The sequence below is a fragment of the Paenibacillus sp. J5 genome, assembly GCF_054955055.1.
Genome location: NZ_JBUEDD010000003.1, coordinates 484,221 through 504,584 on the forward strand (window position 1 = coordinate 484,221; position 20,364 = coordinate 504,584).

15 protein-coding genes are annotated in these 20,364 nt (G+C 53.9%); all 15 read left to right on the plus strand.

Features of this window, described 5'->3' with window-relative positions; genetic code table 11:
• Positions 1-5 precede the first annotated feature (5 nt).
• Positions 6-482, plus strand: coding sequence for a hypothetical protein (locus ACY1JZ_RS07245; RefSeq protein WP_462628656.1), 477 nt, complete (start codon positions 6-8; stop codon positions 480-482).
• Between the two features lie 279 nt (positions 483-761).
• Entirely contained in the window at positions 762-1,037 is a 276-nt protein-coding gene (locus ACY1JZ_RS07250; RefSeq protein ID WP_462628657.1) for an alpha/beta-type small acid-soluble spore protein, read from the plus strand.
• Between the two features lie 138 nt (positions 1,038-1,175).
• Entirely contained in the window at positions 1,176-2,381 is a 1,206-nt protein-coding gene (gene metK, locus ACY1JZ_RS07255; protein ID WP_270166248.1) for a methionine adenosyltransferase, read from the plus strand.
• Positions 2,382-2,495: 114 nt separating this feature from the next.
• A complete protein-coding gene (locus ACY1JZ_RS07260; RefSeq protein ID WP_462628658.1) occupies positions 2,496-6,854 on the plus strand; it encodes an Ig-like domain-containing protein in 4,359 nt (1,452 codons plus the stop codon).
• Between the two features lie 279 nt (positions 6,855-7,133).
• Entirely contained in the window at positions 7,134-9,824 is a 2,691-nt protein-coding gene (locus ACY1JZ_RS07265) for a stalk domain-containing protein (protein WP_462628659.1), read from the plus strand.
• A 68-nt stretch (positions 9,825-9,892) separates the two neighbouring features.
• Positions 9,893-11,053, plus strand: coding sequence for a sensor histidine kinase (locus ACY1JZ_RS07270; protein ID WP_462628660.1), 1,161 nt, complete (start codon positions 9,893-9,895; stop codon positions 11,051-11,053).
• Between the two features lie 6 nt (positions 11,054-11,059).
• Positions 11,060-11,785 (plus strand): response regulator, encoded by a 726-nt coding sequence (locus tag ACY1JZ_RS07275; RefSeq protein WP_270166240.1) that lies wholly within the window; start codon positions 11,060-11,062, stop codon positions 11,783-11,785.
• Positions 11,786-12,074: 289 nt separating this feature from the next.
• Positions 12,075-12,623 (plus strand): RNA polymerase sigma factor, encoded by a 549-nt coding sequence (locus tag ACY1JZ_RS07280; RefSeq protein ID WP_462628661.1) that lies wholly within the window; start codon positions 12,075-12,077, stop codon positions 12,621-12,623.
• Positions 12,623-13,081: a hypothetical protein gene (locus ACY1JZ_RS07285; protein WP_462628662.1), complete on the plus strand. Its 459-nt coding sequence runs from the start codon at positions 12,623-12,625 to the stop codon at positions 13,079-13,081. Before ACY1JZ_RS07280 ends, ACY1JZ_RS07285 begins: the two co-directional genes overlap by 1 nt.
• A gap of 31 nt (positions 13,082-13,112) precedes the next feature.
• A complete protein-coding gene (locus tag ACY1JZ_RS07290; protein WP_462628663.1) occupies positions 13,113-14,309 on the plus strand; it encodes a hypothetical protein in 1,197 nt (398 codons plus the stop codon).
• A gap of 79 nt (positions 14,310-14,388) precedes the next feature.
• Positions 14,389-14,880: a hypothetical protein gene (locus tag ACY1JZ_RS07295; protein WP_462628664.1), complete on the plus strand. Its 492-nt coding sequence runs from the start codon at positions 14,389-14,391 to the stop codon at positions 14,878-14,880.
• A 585-nt stretch (positions 14,881-15,465) separates the two neighbouring features.
• Positions 15,466-17,556 carry a helicase-related protein gene (locus ACY1JZ_RS07300; RefSeq protein WP_462628717.1) on the plus strand — a complete coding sequence of 697 codons (2,091 nt, stop codon included), beginning with the start codon at positions 15,466-15,468 and terminating at the stop codon, positions 17,554-17,556.
• On the plus strand, positions 17,543-18,466 hold the full coding sequence (locus ACY1JZ_RS07305) for a ComF family protein (protein WP_462628665.1): 924 nt from the start codon (positions 17,543-17,545) through the stop codon (positions 18,464-18,466). Before ACY1JZ_RS07300 ends, ACY1JZ_RS07305 begins: the two co-directional genes overlap by 14 nt.
• A gap of 459 nt (positions 18,467-18,925) precedes the next feature.
• Positions 18,926-19,327: a DoxX family protein gene (locus tag ACY1JZ_RS07310; protein WP_270166231.1), complete on the plus strand. Its 402-nt coding sequence runs from the start codon at positions 18,926-18,928 to the stop codon at positions 19,325-19,327.
• A 169-nt stretch (positions 19,328-19,496) separates the two neighbouring features.
• Entirely contained in the window at positions 19,497-20,114 is a 618-nt protein-coding gene (locus ACY1JZ_RS07315) for a flavin reductase family protein (RefSeq protein WP_462628666.1), read from the plus strand.
• The last annotated feature ends 250 nt before the right edge of the window (positions 20,115-20,364 follow it).

A 20,364-nucleotide genomic window follows, 5' to 3' on the forward strand; every position in this document is an offset into this window, starting at 1 on the left:
CAGACTTGAAGTGGCCTAACTTAATTGCTGCTGTTCTGTTGCTGTCATCGGGCATCGTGCTCGGGACGGTTTGGCATAGTAATGCAAATGGCAGCCAGCCTGTTCCTGGCGGTGTAGAAGATCCAGTAGTTACCAAGAGCTACGTAGATAAGCTGCTCGGTCAAAATGGCGGTTCCAGCGGATCAAGCTCCAATTCTGAGGACACAGCGATGAAAGTAGTCACCGTAGCAGCAGGCAAGAAGCTTCTTGCTACTGAAGAGGGAACGGAGTTCATCGTGCGCTCAGGCAAGGCAGTTGCCTATAGTGAAGAGAAGGACGGTATCTCCAATCTAACCTCGGGTACAGATCTGGTACATGGCAAGGCGGTTGCCAATAATAATCTGATCCTGTCGCCCAGAGCAGGACGCGGCATAACGCCGGATAGCAGCGTGAGTAACAACAAGTTGATCGTGTTAGTGAAAGGCAAATATCAGTTGAAATAAAACGGATGTGCAGCAATGATGCTTTAGGTCGTGTCTGAAAACCCGTTCAAGGGCATCTCTCCCCGCCTTTTCGCCCCATGCTGCGTTGCTTTTTCTTGACGTACCCCCGGTACGCCTGCGAAAAAGCGCCTTGCCTGGAACGAAAATTCGGCCAGATCTGTTCCGTTCAGAGTTTTCAGACACGCCCTAGTTATTTTTCCCCGGGATGACAATAAGTTATACGCTTCGAGAAGCGCGCAGCTCCATATACTATAGCCATTACAACAGGAGGTGGCTGCTATGGCTTCTCGAAGCAATAAGAAAGTGGTACCGGAGTGCAGGCAAGCATTGAATCAGATGAAATATGAGATCGCGGTGGAATTAGGCTTGATGGTTCATCCTGTCGGACAAGGCGATACGGAATTCGCTGGCGAGCTGGGTGAGACTTCCGCAGGTGCAGGACATGGATATGTGCCTTGGAGCCAGTTAGCTACCCGGGATGCTGGTTCTGTTGGCGGATCGATTACCAAGCGCCTGATTGCTCAAGCGGAGCAGGTACTGGGTCGTATCCATTGACAATTGACAGTAATTCCGGTATCATACTATCCTAGAGAGTTGTCTAACAACCTTTTCCTGCCCGGAAAAGGTTCATTTTTTGTATAGGGAAACGAACGCACTTTATACTATACCAATATTTATAGGAGGCTAAAGCGGATGTCAATAAAAGGTAGGCACTTGTTTACTTCTGAGTCAGTAACCGAGGGTCATCCCGATAAGATATGCGATCAAATTTCCGATGCCGTATTGGACGCTTTTCTGGAAGTTGATCCGTATGCCCGCGTAGCATGTGAAGTATCGGTAGCAACCGGTCTGGTGCTAGTTATAGGCGAGATTAGTAGCCGAGCGGATTATGTCGATATTCCATCCATTGTGCGTCGTACCATTAAGGGAATCGGCTATACCCGCGCCAAATTCGGGTTTGATTACAGCACCTGCGCTGTGCTTACATCGCTGAATGAGCAATCTGCAGACATTGCCCAAGGGGTGAACGCGGCGATTGAGACTCGCGACGGGAAGGATATTCGTCAAGAGAATGAAGATATCGGTGCTGGCGACCAAGGATTGATGTTTGGTTTTGCGACGAACGAGACACCAGAACTAATGCCGCTGCCTATAGCACTGTCCCACCGGATTGCTCGGCGCTTGTCTGAAGTAAGGAAAAACGGCACGTTGAACTATCTCCGTCCAGACGGGAAAACCCAAGTCACGATCGAATATATCGACGGGAAGCCGGTTCGAGTGGATGCGATTGTTGTATCTACCCAGCATGCGGAAGAGATTACGCTGGATCAGATCCAAAAGGATATTCGCGAGCATGTCATTAAGCCTGCGGTACCGGCAGAGTGGCTGGATGAAGAGACCAAGTATTATATTAACCCGACAGGACGTTTTGTTATTGGCGGCCCTCAAGGCGACGCTGGCCTGACAGGACGCAAAATTATTGTCGATACCTACGGCGGATATGCCCGTCATGGCGGCGGTGCTTTCTCCGGCAAGGACCCAACAAAGGTTGACCGCTCTGCGGCATATGCAGCACGGTATGTGGCGAAGAATATCGTAGCAGCGGGGCTTGCAGACAAATGCGAGATTCAATTGGCTTATGCAATCGGTGTAGCGACCCCGGTGTCTATTAACGTCGATACGTATGGTACAGGCAAGGTTGCAGAGGAGAAGTTGGTTGAAGTCATTCGCAACAATTTTGATCTACGGCCGGCAGGTATCATTAAGATGCTGGATCTACGCCGCCCGATCTATAGTCAGACTGCAGCTTACGGTCATTTTGGCCGAACGGATGTCGATTTGCCTTGGGAGCGTGTGGACAAGGCAGGCAAGCTGAGAGAAGAAGCATTAAGCGAATAGCTTCAAGACCGTCATACGCTGATGTATGGCGGTTATTTTGTTTGTACTCTAAACTTAATGGCTAGATTAGCCGAAATTATATATATTATTGTCTTTTTGGGGAGTGAGCCAGCGTTGATTCGGAAATTAAGAGGCGTTTCTATCGTTCTAGCAGCAGTGCTGATTCTGGAGTTGCTATTCAATGTGCTACCCGTCGTTCCTTCCCAAGTGGAAGCAGCGGCGTCAGGCCCTGTGCTGTTGGGGACATACCCGGCAGACGATGCAGTGAATGTGCCTGTAAATACAAACCTCACGATGACGTTCGATGAGAATGTGACCAAAGGAACGGGTTCAGCATCGTTATCGATCCGTCGGGTCACAGATAACCAGGTAATTCGAACGGTTGCGGTCACCAGCTCCGAGGTAATGATCAGTGGAAATGTCGTAACCATATCATTGCCAACAGGAACTTTGGAATCGGGGATCAGTTATTATGTGCTCGTTGATGCTGGTGCTTTCCAGAACAGCAATGGCATGAACTTTGCGGGTATAGTCAGCGCGACAGCGTGGAATTTCTCTGTTGTATCCTTGGACACTACCACTCCGATGGTTACAGCGGTATTTCCATCTGCTGGCTCTACGGCATCGATTGATTCAACGCTTAGCCTTGAATTCAACAAGAGCGTCTTCGCTTCCAGCGGAAATATCTCTATCAAGAATATGGCTACAGGGGATACCCAGGTGATCGGGGTGACAACAAGTGCAGTCCAAGGCAGCGGCTCGGGCAATATTCGGATTACCCCAACCTCACAATTGGCTGCAGGGGTTCGCTATACTGTTAGTATTGATAGCAACGCATTTACGGATTCATTCGGCAAAGGCATGAGCGCTTACAGTTGGAGCTTTACAACATCGGCTCCGCCCATGAATATGCCCAGTCTGACGCCAGCCAACCGTGCCACAGGTGTGAGTGTAACCAACATGCTTGTGATGAACTTTGACTCGTCGATGAGCAAAGGTAGCGGCAATATCGAAATTCGTAAAGTATCGGACAATAGCGTGTTTCGTACAATAAGCGTCAACAGCACAAGTGTTCAGGTTTCGGGCTCTACTGTTATGATTGATCACCCCGTTTTTGAAGCGAATACGGGCTATTATGTTGTTATAGATAGCGGAGCTTTTGTGTCGGCGACATCCTCTACCCGTTTCCAGGGCATCTCAGATGCTTTAGTGTGGAGCTTTACGACGGTGGATACGAAAAATCCGACGGTCACGACATTCAGTCCACTCAGAGGGGGCACTGCGACGGCGCTTGACTCCAAGCTGGTTATGACCTTTGATAAGGCGGTCTATCCGAAGACGGGGCATGTGCTTATCCGCACTGTATCCAATGATGCTGTGTTTGCTTCGGTCTCTGTCACCTCTAACCAGATCACTGGTGGTGGTACAAACACGATTACCATTGATCCGGGCCGGCAGTTTGTGGACAGTACGAGCTACTATGTACAGATTGGCAACCAGGCATTCGAGGACAGCTCAGGCAATGCCTATGCGGGAATTAGCGATAAGACAGGCTGGACGTTCAGGGTAAACCGGGATACATCGGCTCCGTATGTCGTGACCTATTCTCCACTTAATAATGCAACGAACGTGACGACCAGACCAACATTGACCCTTACCTTCAATAAGCCGATCCAACGAAGCGATGGCGTCATCTCGATCAAACGGTCAGGTACAAGCAACTCGTATGCAACCAATGCAACGGTCGACAGCACGGATAACCGTAAATTGAACATCATCCCCACTTCAACTCTGGTGAATGGTGTATCCTATTATGTCGATATTCCATCCGGTGCAGTTGTGGATCTTGCAGGGAACAAGTTTGCTGGTATTCAGAATGAATTCCAATGGACATTCCGAACAGGCACGGATACGACTGTGCCTACGCTGTCCAAGGCAGAGATGACGGGCGGCACCAAAGTAGTGCTCACCTATTCCAAAGTGATGAATGCAGCTTTCATCCCATCCACTTCGAACTTTTTTGTTACGGTGAATGATGTAGAGAGAAGCATCTCGAATATATCGATTAATGATAAGACGGTGATTTTAACCCTTTCTAGTGGAGTCATCTACGGTCAGACGGTCAAGCTATCCTACTCCAAGGGCTCAACGCCTCTGCAGGATCTGTCAGGAAACCAGGCAGCCAACATTAGCAGCTACACGGTGGTCAACTCGGCGGATACGACACTGCCCAAGCCGACAAGCGGACTGGTTAGCCATGATACGGTTATGGTCTACTTCTCTGAACCCTTGAGTGCGATGACGAATGTGAGAGAGGCATATAACCAGTTCCAGGTGTATGTGGGTGGAAGTCTGCGCACCATCAAAAGTGTAACGGCCGGAGGAATAGCTGCTACGATTACGCTGGATTCCATCGTCTCGGATAATGCGCCTGTCTATGTGAACTATACGCCTGGCGCGTATCCACTCCGAGATTACTATAGCAATTCAGTGCAGTCCTTCAGTAACTTTTATGTAAAAAACCCATTTGACAAGCAAGCGCCGGAACTGCAAACGGTCGAGGTATACAGCAACAAGCTAACCCTGACCTACAATGAAGGGATCAATACGAATTCACTGCCGACAGCGGGGCAGTTCGCTGTTCTGGTTAACCAAACCGCTCGCTCGGTAACGGGCGTGGAGATAAGCGGCACCCAGGTCATTCTGACACTCTCCTCAGCGGTATCGACGAACCAGACCGTTCAGGTGAGCTATGTGATCGGCTATCCGTCCATAACCGACCTGAATGGCAATCAGGCGCCGTCCTTCACGAATCAGATAGCAACGCACACAACAGGAACAGGTCTGCTGCGGGGAATGTCCATACAGGGGCAAGTAGTCACCCTTAATTTTACTCAGACGCTTAATAGCAGCTACGTGCCGGCGGCTTCACAATTCTATGTCAAAATCAATGGCATCGTCAGTACCGTGTCCAGCGTCTCGCTGTCTGGCTCCAATGTGCTGCTTCAGGTCGTCCGAACGATCAACACCGGGGACACGGTGCTGGTCAGCTATACAGGCACATCTGGCACGCTGAGAACCACAACCGGCATTACGATTGGCACCTTCACGGATTATAGTGCCACAAGCAGCAATAACAACTCGAACAGCAATACCAGCAATACAGGAACAACCGTTACTCTCCCCACGGGGTTGGATTGGGAGAACACGAGCGGCATAATTATGAAGGAAACGTTGGCATCTACAAGTCTGGATATGACACTGGGGAATCGGACGGCCAGCCGTTACACGATTTCCGCCACCCAGCTCCAGTCCGCTTATGAGTATATACTCAAAAAATCAGGCGTAACGCCGCGGGTGAAGTTCGTTGTTCCCTCAACGGAGCAAGCGGCCATCGTGTCGATTCCACTAGGGCAGTTGGAGAGCATTCACAAGCAGATTTCCAATGCATCATTTGTCGTAAGCTATAAGGAATTGACGTATGAGCTGAATCTGGGCAGCCTGAGCTATACGGAGCTGGCGACCCTGGCAGGTACTTCCACCACCAGTGCGCAGCTCATTATCCGGCTGGATACGGCAGCAACAATTACGGCCTCCAGCAGCCTGATGACGGCGATCAATCGCTCGACGAGCCAGTTGATGACCAGTCCGGCATACTTCCAGCTCTCGGTGAGCGCTGGCAGCTCAGAGCAGGTCATTTATGGGTTGTCTGAGTATGTGACGATGTCCATTAAGTCTAATGTTTCCTTCGATCCGAAGAAGACCGCGGTCGTGTGGCTGGACAACGAGACAGGCGGGCTATCCTTCGTGCCAACCCGGATTACGACGGTAAACAGCTCCTCTATCATTACCTTTATGCGCCCTTCGGCTAGCGGAGCCTATGCCGTCATCAGCGGTACCTCCAGCTTCACTGATACGGGCAAGCACTGGGCGGGCAGCGATATTAATATGATGACCGCCAAAAATATTACAGCGGGCACCTCTGCGACAAAGTATGAGCCTGAGAAGCCAGTTACTCGCGCGGAGTTCGCGATGTTTATTGTAAGAGGGTTGGGCTTGTCCGGAGATAAGGCAGAGGGCGCCAAGTTCAAGGATGTCAGTACCTCCTCTGCGATGGCGGCTTACATCGGAGCTGCCTCCAAGGCTGGCATCGTCAAAGGGCACACGGACGGCACGTTCAAGCCGAATAACTATGTGACACGTGAAGAAATGGCGGCTATGATAATCCGTGCTGCAGCAGTCGCTGGTGTGCAGGTCGAGCTGAAGGGCAGTGCAGCTTCGTACTTTACGCCTTATCGGGATCGGGCGAGCATTGCGAATTGGGCGCAGGATGCACTGGCCAAATCAGTGGATGCTGGCATCATCACCGGTCTGACCAAGACAATGATGGGCCCTAAAGGCAACGCGACACGCGCGCAAGCGGCAATTATGATCAAACGTCTGCTAGGTTATATAGGATTTATGGATGTGTAGTGCGGATGAGGGGCAGTGCGGGTGGAGGCTGCCCCGGACCATACATTTTCCTTGCTGAATTCCAAGAGACTTCCTGGTCGCGAATAGGGATCGGGGTCTCTTTTTTTGATAATTGTATTAGAGTCTTCTCATATTGCGGAACTTTTTGCAGTGTTTTCATGTCTATAACTAATAGATTTCTAGAATGGGAGAGTTGTAGGAGACATGCGGAAACCATTAAATAGACATCATAGGCATGGTCATGCGAACAGACAGGCTATTAAAGTCAAGCGGGTACAGATGAATAGAACAGCTCTTACAGTGAGCAAGCGCATACTGGTCGTTACCCTAAGCGGGGCACTGCTGCTGCAGCCGCTGTTGCCAGTATCGCTGACGGGGGATAGGGTGATTGCAGCCGCTGCGACAGCCCAGTCGCCGTCGTTGAAGCTGCAGGAGGAGGTTATGATTACTTCCGGTGCGAAGCGGCTCAAGTACGTATGGTCATCGACGCGCAGCAACCGTGCAGTGCAGGCGAATGTACATGTTATCGAGGTCGATCTGTCAAACCGGTATGTGAATCTGGATGTGATGAGCGGCAAGAACGGCACCGTAGCAAGCAAAAATACCGTCACGAACATGGTTGCAGAGAATGGGGCAGTTGCTGGCATTAACGCGGACTTTTTCATTATGTCAGCCGAGGGCGTCGGCATGGGGCCACAGATTACATCTGGCGCGCTCATGACCTCTCCTTCTGTCATTAACGGAATGTATGCCTTTGCGCTGGACAAAAACCGGGTGCCGACGATTGATCGTTACTCGTTCGAGGGCAGTGTGACATCCGGCTCTGGCGCCAGCTTCCCTCTGGCAGGAGTGAATCAGACTTCCTATACGATGGACACGGCAGACGGAACACAACGCAGTCACACGAATCAGCTCTACATGTATACGAGTGCCTGGGCACAGTCCGAGCGTCCTAAAAACAGCGGGACCACGCCTACAGAGGTGCTGGTAAAAAATAATGTCGTGATGCAGATTCAAGAAAATGGAACGCTGCCTATGTCTGCTCCCGAGGACGGATACATACTGCGTGGGCATGGCGACGCGGCCAAGTTCATCCAAGAAAATCTGACCGTCGGACAGACCGTGTCATCGACCTATAATCTGGTGTCGCTCGTAAGCGGCGCGAAGAAGGACCCCGCCTCCTATCAGATGATGGTGGGCGGACATACATTGCTGGTGACGGACGGCAAGGCATCGGCGTTCACACGGGATGTAACAGGGGTCAGCGGCAATAGCGCGGTGGCGCGTACTGCTATTGGATATTCCAAGGATAATAAGAAGGTCTATCTGATTACCGTAGAGCGACAGGGAGCTAGCTCTGGCATGACGCTCAAGGAATTGCAAAATATGATGGTGATGCTGGGCGTATGGCAGGGGCTGAACCTGGATGGCGGCGGCTCGACGACGATGGCGGCTCGTCCGCTCGGTGATTTCGCTGCTGGACTTGCGCATTCGACATCGAATGGAACAGGCACGGTGCAGCGGGCGGTTGCCAATGGTCTGGGCATCTTCACAACAGCGCCTCAGGGACAGGTGAAGGACGTGAGGGCAAGTGGACCTTCAACGATCTTCATCGGCGCCAAGGCGGACTACACAATTAAGGGCTATGATACCTACTATAACCCGATTAAGCAGGATAATGTTACGGCCGCGTGGAGTGTCCCTTCCGCCTTCGGCTCGTTCTCGGGCAGCACGCTGACGGCTAAGAAAGCGGGCACGACTCAGGTAACGGTCAAATCGGATAAGGCGACAGCGAAGATGGACGTGGAGGTCATTGCAGGCAGTCAGATTGATACGATGACGGTCACACCGAGCAGCACAGCATTGTCGGCGGGTACGCAGATCAGTCTGCCAGTGAAGGTGAAGCTGACCGATGGAAGAGAGCTGTCGGTTCCTGCCGAGTCGATAAAGTGGGAATTGCAAGGCATGCAGGGCAGCGTTAAGGACGGCAAGCTGGACATCCAGTCGGTCAACACGAGTGTAGCTAACGCATATGCCATTGCGAGGTATGATGGCTTCGCGACGATGGCAGCCTTCTCAACCTCACCGTCCGTTAACACTAAGGTGTGGGAAAGCTTCGAGAACGTAAACTACAAGGTGAACTTCCAGGGTGTGCCGGAGCAGACGGCAGGCAATGCTTCCATCGTCAATGGCTTTGCTGAGCGAACCGGCTCGGCATTGCAGATCACCTATGATTTCACAGATGGAACAGGCGGACGTTGGGCCTATGCACTGCTAGGAACGGGCGGCAAGGCCGTGGAGGGCAAGCCTGTAGGCTTGAAGGCAGCGGTCTATGGCGACGGCAGCAGCAACTGGCTGCGCGCAGAGGTGACCGATGCTGACGGCAAGACGCACTATATTGATCTGGTAAGACCTATCACCTGGACAGGCTGGAAGGACATCGAGGTTGATTTTAACGGCTTGACCATGGCTTATCCGATTACGGTGAAGAAGATTTATATCGCCAATCCTGAATCCGGTCAGGAGAACCGTTCGCTGACAGGGCAGGTGGCGATCGATGATATTCAGTTCAAGTATGCCAGTACGATCACGACGCCGGCCGCTTCGACGATCGAGCTGTTCGTTGGCAAGAAAACGGCAACGGTAAGCGGTCAATCGACATCACTGGATGCAGCGCCTGTAATTATCAAGAACACGACCTACGTCCCGTTGCGCTTCGTGTCGGACGCTGTCGGCGGCCAAGTGGCCTGGGACAATAGCAGCAAGCGTGTGACCTTCCTCCGTGGCAACAAGATGCTGGAGCTATGGATTGGTCGCAAGGACGTAGTGCTCAATGGGAAGCGGATCAAGACGGAAGTAAGTCCTATTGATCGTAATGGTCGAACGATGGTGCCAGTGCGATTGGTGTCTGAACAGCTCGGATTAAAGGTCAATTGGGACAATAGTGCCCAAAAAGTTACGATTCAATAAAATTTATCACACCAATTATGGTATGATAGTCGTAGTTATGTTTAATAAGAAAGTGGGCGGGTTCACCGATGGAGTTCAGGACTAACGATGTTGATCGCGTGATCAAAAATGCGATTCAGGTCATGGAAGACAGCAAATATCAGATTTTTGAAATTTGTGAAGCCGCCCGCGAAGAACTGATGCTGTTGACGAAGGAGCTGGAACAGGTCTTCAAGGAAACAGCAGAGACGATCGAGAAGGTGGATCGTCTGGAGCTGGACTACCGCCGCTCACGAATCCGGCTTACTGAGGTAAGCCGGGACTTCGTTCGATATAAGGAAGAAGATATTAAAGCGGCGTATGAGAAGGCAACCCAGATTCAACTGGAGCTGATGGTATTCCGCGAGAAGGAGACCTATCTGAAGGCGCGGCGGGACGAGCTCCAACTGCGCACGAAGAATGTCGAGCTGTCGATTGAGCGCGCGGAGACGATCAGCTCACAGGTGAATGTTGTGCTGGAATATCTCTCAGGCGACCTGACTCAAATTACGAGAATACTGGAGTCAGCCAAAAACCGCCAACTGATAGGATTGAAGATTATATTGGCGCAGGAGGAAGAGCGCAAGCGAATCGCCAGGGAGATTCACGACGGTCCCGCCCAGTCACTGGCCAATCTGGTGATCCGTACTGAAATCGCCGAGAGGATGCTGCATAAGCAGGAGCTGGGATTGGTCAAGGAGGAACTGAGCGATCTGAAGGATCAGGTGAGAACCGGACTGGAGGAGATTCGCAAAATAATATTCAACCTCAGGCCGATGGCGCTCGATGATCTCGGCTTGGTGCCGACCTTGCGCAAATATGTTCAAGACTTCGAGGAGAAGACGAAGATTCGCACAAATTTCGAGTTGATCGGCCGCGAGATCAGATTGCCATCCGCGATGGAGGCTGGCATCTATCGGCTCGTACAAGAGGCGTATACGAATGCTTTGAAGCATGCCAATGCTTCGATTGTATCGCTGGAGATGACGTATCAGGCTCAGATGGTCAAGATTGTCGTTCAGGACAATGGAGTAGGATTTCATGTCCGCCAAATGGAAACCAAATCTGCGGAAAATTCCAGCTTCGGCCTGATCGGCATGCGGGAGAGGGTGGATCTGCTCGAGGGAAGATTGGATATTGAATCAGCTATTCAAGAAGGAACGAAGATTACGATTCATATTCCTATAAACGCAGAGATCAGAAGGGAGTAATCGATTATGGAGTATACACCACAAGGGGCGCACAAAATTAAAGTTTTACTCGCAGATGACCATCAATTGTTTCGCGAAGGGTTAAAGCGAATTTTGAACATGGAGGACGATCTTGAGGTCATCGGAGAATGCGGCAATGGTATTCAGGTGCTCGAATTCTGCAATCATCAGAAGCCTGAGGTCGTGCTGATGGATATTAACATGCCAGTGGAGAATGGCGTGGTGGCAACGGAGCGACTAAGGGATATTTTCCCGGATGTGAAAGTGATCATTCTCTCCATTCATGATGATGAGAGCTATGTATTCGAGACGTTGCGCAAGGGCGCCAGCGGCTATCTGCTCAAGGATATGGAGGCGGAGGAGCTGATCAACGCAATCCGTTCCGTGGTGAGTGGTCATGCCTATATCCATCCGAAGGTTACGGGCAAGCTGATTAACCAGCTACGCAGAATGACCTATCTGGACGAGATTGGTGCCGTGACAGGCGCGGCGGCGGCCAAGGAGAGTGGCGTCAAGTTCATCGCAGGGGACAATAATCCGCTCACACGACGTGAGGCGGAGGTGCTGCGCTTGATGGCTGAGGGCAAGAGCAATAAGCTGATCGGGGAATTCCTGTATATTAGCGAGAAGACGGTCAAAAATCATGTCAGCAGCATCCTGCAAAAAATGGAGGTTGACGACCGGACACAGGCCGTTATCAACTCGATCAAGAATGGCTGGGTCACACTCTGATCGAGCTTGGTCCGTACATAGTGTGGCTGAACGATGGAGGATGTTCTTGCAGCGAAACGTTGCGAAGAGCATCCTCTTTTTGATGGGGGCTGCCCCGTAGCCAGGGTTAATACTTCGTAGTGCGCCACAGCCTGCTGCAACCTCCGTTCCTGGAACTTGGGTGGGAGCTAGAGCGCACACCCGCTGCGACTCCTGGAATGACAGACAAATATGTTTGAAGACATGCAGGGTTACAGGCGATTCGAATCGTCTATTCTGGTGAAGGGGGGGAGAGCAAATTTGTGACGAGGTGCTGATTCAGAATATTATCGCGGGCGATCGTCAAGCCTTTCAGCAACTGGTTGAACGCTATCGGCAGGAGCTGTACGGGTGTGTCTACGCGGTGCTGCGCCACCCCAAGGATGCGGAGGATGCGCTGCAGGATGCCTTAGTGCAGATTTATCTGGCTCTCCCCCAATATCGTGGACAAGGCTTGAAGACGTGGCTTGCTCGAATTGCCGTGAACAAGGCGATAGATTATAAGCGGAAAGCGCAGCGCAAGAAAGAGGTGCCTTCTGGCAGCAGCAGCGGCGCATATGATGTGGGAGGACAAGTACCCTGCACAGAGCCAGGAGCGACTGAGGATTCGGTGCTGCGTTCGGAGCGGGAGGAACGGGTACGTGAATTGATTGAGGAAATGCCCGGAGGCCACAGGAGAATCGTACAAGCCTTTTATCTAGAGGAGAAGAGCTACAAGGAGATCGCGGCCGAGGAGCAGGTGGAGCCCAAGACGGTTGAATCCCGAATCTATCGGGCCAAGCAATGGATGAGAAAGCATTGGAAGAAGGAGGAATGGTAATGCATCGCTCGTATGACTTATGGATCGCCTATATGGAGAATCGCCTGCCGGAGGCAGAGCGCGAGGAAGCGGAACGCCATTTATATGTCTGTGATGATTGCCTGGCTCTATATCTTCGTGTGGTGGATCAGCAGTCGGTTGCTTGGGAGGAGGAGCGGGCTAAGGCAGTCACTGCTGAGGTGATGGATACAATACAGAGTCAAGGGCAGTACAGTGGCGGCTCCAAGCGGCAAATGCAGCGTGAACGGCGCGGACGTCTTATCCATTATACGGTAGCGGCAAGCTTGACATTGCTGTTGATGTCATCGGGCGTATTCCAGCAGTTGATGAGCTATACGGAAAGCTGGCGCAATGCCTACGAGGTGGCTGATCAACAGAAGGTGCCAAATGCCGAGAGAGTTATGAAGCATGCTACGAGCCTGCTAGAGGGCTGGATGAAGCGGGCAAGTCATAATTAAGACATATTACTGGAGAAGGGGGAGTTATTTCATGTTTAGCAGTCCAATCGCCATATTCTTTTTGTCCTTTATACCCGGTCTGGGTCATTTTGCCGTGAATCGAAAATTCAGAGGCTTTGTATATAGCTTCTTGTGCTTTGGGATACTGGGGCTGAGTTTTTTAATTGCTGTATCGGAGGGTGAGGGGTCCATCTTCTATGCTGGGGTATTTGTAAGCTTCTTGTTCTGGATTATCAATATGCTGGACATCATATTGTATCTGTTCAAGCATCCCACGGGGCCTGAGGCGTACCACCAATACGGCAATTATCCGCCCCCTCCGTCCGTGGTATCCTCGCAGGGGCATGGGGGAATGCATAGCGCCGACCCGGCGCACGCGTATCGGGGGGATCGTCTATACGAACGTCAGCTTGCCAATGAGCGGTTCATGATGCTGCTGCTCTCGTTCATTCCTGGCCTGGGTCATCTGCACATGGGGTTGAAGCAGCGGGGACTGACGCTGCTGGTAGGGTTCTTCGGCATGCTGACGATGTTTTTCTTTTTGGCGGTCTATACGAATCAAGATGGCTTTCTCGTGTTTCTCGGCGCATTGCCGATCATCTGGCTGTACGGGATGGTGGATGCGTCTTCGCTGATTGCCAAAAAACAACGTGGCGAGCAACTTCAAGATATTACCATTCTGGAGGAGTGGGATCGGGAGCGGCAGAGCGGCAGGCGAAGCCGACTGGTGGCAACCTTGCTGTCGATATTTCCGGGTGCGGGGCATATGTACCTGGGGCTGCAGCACCGCGGCCTGCAACTGATGGCCGGGTTTCTATTCTCCATCTACATTCTGGATACGCTACGGTTGACGATGTTTCTGTTCATCGTACCGTTGATTTGGTGCTACTCGTTCTTTGACGGGCTGCAGCAGAGCTCCCGTTATGAGGCATCCGGCGGGTTAGTAGCGGACGAGCCCATCATTGCCTGGCTGGGAAGCCGCAAGCGTTGGCTGGGTGCGGGGCTGATTATACTGGGCGTTTATTTCGTCTTTGATCAATTGATTATGCAGTTCTTGCCACATGAGATAAGGCAGACGTACCATTTATATATTGTGCGTGATTATTTGCAGTCAGGACTGGTGGCGGTACTGCTCATTGTCGGGGGGATCGTGCTGTTTCGCAGCGGCATTACACAGAAGAACACTCGGGAGGAGGGGGGGGCGAAGCGCGGGCGCTTTGGTCGTTAGAGGTGCCAGGTGACCGTGTGCAGGTGGGGAACCACTGGCTTGCACAGCGCATATAGTGCTATAAAAAGGAGGTGGTCTGATGGTCTCCTTGTTTATGGCGATTGTGCTGTGTTATGCGCTGTCGGCTCTAGCGGTGCTGGTCATGCGCAGCGTAGGACGCAAGCGGCGGGAGGTGCGTCACTATGTGCTGCGCGGCGATAACCATGAGCTGCACATGGAAGGCTATATCCGCGCCATCCGCTGGTTTTCACTTGCTACCGGGGCTCCGGTTAAAATAACGGTGGTCGATGAAGGCTCCACCGATCAGACGGCAGCGATCGTACAAAAGCTGGCTCGCGAGGATCAAAGCATCAGGCTGCATCGAGCTGGGCAAGCTCAAGACCAGCCGGATGGAACTGACGGTATCGGCTTGGCAGGCGAAGCAGGGATGGCGCAGGCTGCTGAGCTCAATGACATACAGGCTTGCTGGTACCTGGGGCGGCTGCGAGCTGAGGGAATCATATCCGGCAATGAGCAGACAGTGCTCGTCGATCTTCGCCGCCCAGAGCAGTTGGTGAAGCTTCCGCTATAGCTGCTGTGTTGAGTCTGACGGGGCGTTATTTATGAAGTGTAGCACTTTGTACTATGACACAGCTTGCGGCCGGTCGTGAATTGGAGGTTGGCGAGGCGCTACTCATAGCGGCCATCTTAGGCATATGTGAAGGTACAGACATTTACGAAATCTCCATGCCAGGCGGGTATGCCATAGCAGGCATGATCACACCATGCGCAGTTCCCGGCGCGCGAGGTTGTGCTGCTTGACGGTGAGGCTGACCAGAGATATACTGAAAATTGAAATGGTGATGGAGTGAAGCACACATCCGTCGCGTCAATGACGCGCGGGGGTGTGCTTTTTTGGTGTTATCTTTGGTTTATGGACGTGCTGTTCGTTATATCGAATTGGGATGGATAGGGGGAAGCTGGCTATGGCGAGGAAGGAAGCGGATGACTCATGGAATGGTATGCTGCGCTGTGTATCATGTGAAGCGTGCAGGAGAGTAGGAGGACTTACAGCTAAATCCCGTTCATTGGTTGGCGGGGAGGTGCGGGCTTGAAAGCTGTATTGTATGCAGCCGAGCTGGACGGAGGCCGCTGGGTGGCTGGCTGCGGCATCGATATGAACGTTGTTGCCTTATATACGTTGGATCTGGATTTCCGTCACGGGGTTGCTGAGCAGGAGCAGCAGGAAGCCGGGCGACGCGGGCGAATGCCGGTGCTGGCTTCCTGCCAACAGTTGCTCATTCTCGATGAGGAGCAGCCGCTTGGCCTTGTGCTGGAGGCTGCGTATAGCTGGAATGAGCAGCAGGGCAGGAGGCGCAGCAGTGCGGCACAGGCCTGCCGTGCGCTGGAGCAACTGCTGGTGGCGATAAGGCAGCAGCATCAACAGATGGGGAAGAGAGCGGAGCAAGGGGACGCCCGCTCGCTCGCGCGACTCGCAGATGCTGCGAGGCATGAGGAGGGCGGCCTCAAGGTAGTTGAGGCCGGAGCAAGCTGGCGCCTGCTGCGCGCAGCGGCAGGCGAGGGCGCCGAGCGCGGGCAGCGCCGCGCTCAAGGGCACGCCTGGGCGGCAGCAGCAGCCGCTGCCGCTCAGGCGCTGCAGGGCCGTGCGCTGCTGCACCGCGAAGCGCACGCCCTGCTCGCCGCCGTGGCGGCCCCGCCCGCGGGCGCAAGCTGGGACGCGCTGCTCCAGCTTGCAGCCCTGCAGGGCTGCCTGCGGCTCGCCAGCGCCGTCGCCGCCGCCATAGCCAGGCGGCGGCGAGGCGCCCTGGCGCGAGCGCTGCCGCAGGCGCGCTCGCAGCTCCGCTGCCGACGCTGCGGCAGCGGGGCGGCGCGTATGCGCCGCACGCCATGCGCCGCGTGCGGGCGCATGTGCGCCTACTGCGAGGCGTGCCTCGGCATGGGCCGGGCACGCGAGTGCGAGCTGCTCGTGCTCGGCAGCGAAGCGCCCGGGCACGAGCCAGCGGCGACTGCCCCCGCCCATGCGGGATCGGGGGCTGCGCCGCAGGCGGTGTCGCAGCGGCAGCTTGCCGCGCGCTTGCGCCACTGGGGGCTGAGCCCGGCGCAGTTGGCTGCCGCCGGGGAGGCGCTGCGCTTCATTGAGGCGCAGCCACAGGAGCGGCTGCGGCAAGGCGGCGCGCTCCGCGCCTGGCTGCGCCGCCTGGGCGGGGGCAGGGAGGAGATGGGGAATGCGCCGCGTGAGTTCTTGCTGTGGGCGGTGACAGGAGCTGGCAAGACCGAGATGGTGTTCCCACTGATCGAATCGGTTGTACAGCGGGGAGGTCGGGTGCTGCTGGCGACACCGCGCCGGGATGTCGTGCTGGAGCTCGATCCGCGTATTCGCAAGGCTTTCCCGACCTGCTCGGTCGTTACGCTCTATGGCGGCAGCGGTCAGCGCCGGGAGCATGGGAATATTACGCTCTCCACGACCCACCAGCTATTCCGGTTCGAGGAAGCATTTGATCTGGTCATTATAGATGAGCTGGATGCTTTCCCATATCATAATGATCCTCAGCTCTACTATGCCGCGCGCAAGGCTGGACGAACAGGGGGATGCAGAATTCTGCTGTCCGCTACCCCGCCGGAGGAGCTGCAGCGTGCGGTCAGGCGCGGTCGTCTTCCTCATGCCCGAGTGCCTGTCCGGTATCATCGCCACCCGCTGCCGGTGCCCGTGCTGCTGCGTTGCCCGGCGACAGCCGAATTGCTTCAGAAGCAACGTCTGCCCGTCAGGCTGCTCCACGCACTGCGCGGCTCGATTGCGCGTGGAGCACAGTTATTTGTATTCGTCGCTCAGATTAAGCATGTCGAGCCGCTGTGCCAGGTGCTCGCAGCTCATGAGCCTCAGCTCCGCATTGCAGGCACCTCGTCTGTCGACCCCCAGCGGACGGATAAGGTACAGGCCTTTCGCCGCACGGACATCCGGCTGCTGGTCACGACGACTATACTGGAGCGGGGCGTAACCGTCCCGCGCAGCGATGTGTTTATTCTGGATGCCGGGGCAGGGCTGTTCGATGCGGCCTCCCTCGTCCAGATGGCTGGCCGTGCCGGACGCTCGGGTGATGACCCGTTCGGCCGGGTATATCTGTGCAGCCCGGATGTCACCCGCTCCCAGGCTCAGGCGGTGCGCCAGATTCGGACGATGAACCGGATCGCCCGCAGGCGCGGGTATCTGCTGCCAGATACGGGAGGCCGCAAGCATGAATCCAATTGATCTGCTGCTGCGGCTGCTCAAGCCGGTGACAGTAGCTTGTCTGCTATGCGGCAGACCGGACAGGAGCGGGCAGCAGGTGGGCACTGAATTGCCGTCACATACCCGTTATACTGCCAAATGGCTCTGTAGAACATGCACGATCACTCTGCCCTGGATTGAGCCGTGTGCGATTGCTTGCCACACCTGCGGGCGCGCTGTCTCTTGCCCGGATTGTCCGCGGGGGCTGTCCGACACTCTCATCCGCAGCCGCAGTGCCGTCCAGTATGACCCGTCGATGAAGGAATTGCTCGCCCGCTACAAATACGCCGGAGATGAGCAACTCCTTCCACTGCTATCCGCCATGCTGTATCCGGTAGTTGAGGAGCTGACCGCCCATCTGCATCAGTTGCGCCATCCAGTCCCGGTCGACAGGCATGGTCGCCGCGGTTATAGATATAACGGGAGCCCAAGAACGCTGTTAATGAGTCGATATGCTGCCTTGCGCTCCCGGGCATCTGCTGTCTGGGATGCAGTCACATTCGTTCCGATCAGCAGCCAACGCGCGCAGGAGCGAGGCTTCAATCAGGCGCAGCAGTTGGCTGAGGCCGTTGCTGTGCGCTATGGGCTGGAGGCAGTGCCGCTGCTCTCCAGAGTGAGAGACAGTCAGCGGCAGAGCCATCAGACGCGTCACGGACGGATAGAGAATACGGCCAATTTATTTGTGGCGAACACGGAGCGGTTGCAGGCGGCAGCGGCTCGTGCAAGGGTAATCGGTGGAGCGAGTAGAGAGCAACCGATGACGATATTAATTGTCGATGACATCTATACAACGGGCAGCACCCTTCGCGCCTGTGCAGATGCGTTATCTGCTGCCGAAGCAATGAAGGGCGTGAGGGTGGAGGTGTATGGATTAACGTGGGCAAGGGCATAGCAGACTGTGACGGCGTGCCCTTGTCCCCTGTATCTTACAGTGCTTATGTTTCCCAAAGCCCGGTAATATGTATCGATATAGTGAGCCTCGGCGTTCATGTGACCAAGGTGCGACTGAGGAAGAACTCCATAGATACAGGGTACCTATCCGATCTTCTCGTGTAATGAAAATAAGAGTTGACAAAAACCTTAATATCATATATCTTTAATTTAAGATGATTCAATTCGAGATAAAGGAGGGAAGCCAAATGAATAATACAACCAGCTCAGGCAGGTTCGTACAGCCACGAATGATGAGGCCGAATCCCTTCTTGCAGGTGTGGTACTGTGCTGGCTGGGAGCCAACTTAGCGCCTTAGCAATGCAACGCTACCGGCATATTATACAGAAGTATGGCATATATCTTAATTTAAAGAGTCTTTGATTAGTGATAATATACTTTCATATGGAGGAATGTAGACATGAGTATTGCATGGGGATTGTTCATTATTCGAATCGTAGTAGGGTTATTGTTCATCGGGCACGGAGCGCAGAAGCTGTTTGGCTGGTTCGGAGGCTATGGTCCGAAGGGAACTGGCGGCTGGCTGGAATCGATCGGAGTCAAGCCGGGAGTGGCGATGGCTGTTGTCGCCGGATTAATGGAGCTGCTGGGCGGATTGCTGTTTGCACTGGGATTGCTGACGCCGGTTGCCGCGGCGCTGATCATCGCAACGATGCTCGTCGCGATATTCAAAGTGCACGGAGCCAATGGCTTGTGGACAACAGCGAACGGCTATGAATACAATCTGGTGTTGATTGCCGTCGCGCTTGGGGTGGCTTTGGTGGGTGCTGGAGATTACTCGTTGGATGCACTGCTGAAATAACTCAGCTATAATAGTACGAAATGCTGAGCGAGCGTGTAGGGCAAGGGCTGGGATGAACCAGCCTGGCTCTGCTGGTCGGGCATCAGAGGGGATGCAGCGCAGGCTGGTACTCCATTCGTTGTGTTCCATATCCTATGGCATTCCGCCGATTACAGAAAGGAAGTCGCCGATGATTTCGATAGACCCCGCCAGTGTGAGCACACGTGACAATTACAAGCTGCTCATCGGCAGCATAGCTCCCAGGCCGATTGCTATGGTAACTACTATGAACCGCGATGGCGTGCTTAACGCAGCGCCGTTCAGCTTCTTTAATATCGTAACCGCGAATCCGCCTATGGTCAGCATCTCTGTGCAGCGTAAGCCAGATGGTACACGCAAGGATACAGCAGCTAATGCGGTGGCAGGAGGAGAGTTCGTCGTGCACGTCGCCGATGAGGGCTATGGGGAGCAGATGAACAGGACGGCGGCCAGTATTCCTTCGGAGGAGAGCGAGGTGGAGCTGGCGGGCCTGACCCCCGTAGCAAGCTCGAAGATTAAGGTCCCTGGCATAGCTGAGGCGAGGGTTCGTATGGAATGTGTGCTGGAGCGGGTCGTGGAGCTTGGGGGAGATGAAGCAGATGCACCGTCCTGCGATCTGCTGATCGGCCGCGTCGTCTGCTTTCATGTAGATGAGACAATCTATGAGGCAGGACGCATCGATGCCGCAGCTCTGCGCCCGTTAAGCCGACTGGCTGGCGACGATTACGCCAGGCTGGGCGAACGATTTACGATGGAACGGCCGTTGTAATGTTGCTATTGTCTTGTTGTATTCGAGCTTCATGGGGCTGTCCAGAGAGTCCCCCGAAAAAGGCTGGGCGAGAAAACGTAAGGTTTTCCGTCCAGCCTTTCGTATGCTCGATCCAGGTTAACCCGTTATTACTGGTTGGCCTTTTTTTGCGTGCCTGAGTTGCGTGCCTGTGTTGGATCGCAGTGAGGCGGATGCCTGCTTTTCATGATCCACGATTGAGCTGGCTATTGCTTTTGTTAGGTACGGCCAG

Excerpts from the sequence above, each read along its gene's own strand:
- ACY1JZ_RS07250 (WP_462628657.1), top strand. The coding sequence starts at position 762 with ATGGCTTCTCGAAGCAATAAGAAAGTGGTACCGGAGTGCAGGCAAGCA.
- metK (WP_270166248.1), top strand. The coding sequence starts at position 1,176 with ATGTCAATAAAAGGTAGGCACTTGTTTACTTCTGAGTCAGTAACCGAG.
- ACY1JZ_RS07265 (WP_462628659.1), top strand. The coding sequence starts at position 7,134 with ATGAATAGAACAGCTCTTACAGTGAGCAAGCGCATACTGGTCGTTACC.
- ACY1JZ_RS07270 (WP_462628660.1), top strand. The coding sequence starts at position 9,893 with ATGGAGTTCAGGACTAACGATGTTGATCGCGTGATCAAAAATGCGATT.
- ACY1JZ_RS07275 (WP_270166240.1), top strand. The coding sequence starts at position 11,060 with ATGGAGTATACACCACAAGGGGCGCACAAAATTAAAGTTTTACTCGCA.
- ACY1JZ_RS07285 (WP_462628662.1), top strand. The coding sequence starts at position 12,623 with ATGCATCGCTCGTATGACTTATGGATCGCCTATATGGAGAATCGCCTG.
- ACY1JZ_RS07290 (WP_462628663.1), top strand. The coding sequence starts at position 13,113 with ATGTTTAGCAGTCCAATCGCCATATTCTTTTTGTCCTTTATACCCGGT.
- ACY1JZ_RS07295 (WP_462628664.1), top strand. The coding sequence starts at position 14,389 with ATGGTCTCCTTGTTTATGGCGATTGTGCTGTGTTATGCGCTGTCGGCT.
- ACY1JZ_RS07300 (WP_462628717.1), top strand. The coding sequence starts at position 15,466 with ATGAACGTTGTTGCCTTATATACGTTGGATCTGGATTTCCGTCACGGG.
- ACY1JZ_RS07305 (WP_462628665.1), top strand. The coding sequence starts at position 17,543 with ATGAATCCAATTGATCTGCTGCTGCGGCTGCTCAAGCCGGTGACAGTA.
- ACY1JZ_RS07310 (WP_270166231.1), top strand. The coding sequence starts at position 18,926 with ATGAGTATTGCATGGGGATTGTTCATTATTCGAATCGTAGTAGGGTTA.
- ACY1JZ_RS07315 (WP_462628666.1), top strand. The coding sequence starts at position 19,497 with ATGATTTCGATAGACCCCGCCAGTGTGAGCACACGTGACAATTACAAG.